Consider the following 243-nt stretch of genomic DNA (forward strand, 5'->3'; position numbering starts at 1 on the left):
TGGAAGCGGCTAACGCCTTGTTCAAAAAGATTGAAGAGCCAAGCAATAGCCGGTTTTTAATATTACACACAAGCAAACCTGCGCAATCGCCAGCAACTATTTTAAGCCGATGCGCTACAACCGACTTAAAAGTAACAAGTACACAACTAGCGCAGCAATGGCTGGAGTCGTTACAAAGACAAAATTACCCTTGGCGACCGCTTTTTTATAGCCAGCCATTACAAGTAAAGCAGTGGCAAGAGC

Annotated in this window: 1 pseudogene; it reads left to right on the top strand. The window is 44.4% G+C overall.

The features are described 5' to 3' along the window. Positions 1 to 243 (top strand): annotated as a pseudogene (locus tag R0J88_RS22825) (DNA polymerase III subunit delta'); the annotation flags it as partial.

It is taken from the genome of Pseudoalteromonas sp. SIMBA_162, assembly GCF_046535955.1.
GTDB lineage: Bacteria > Pseudomonadota > Gammaproteobacteria > Enterobacterales > Alteromonadaceae > Pseudoalteromonas > Pseudoalteromonas marina.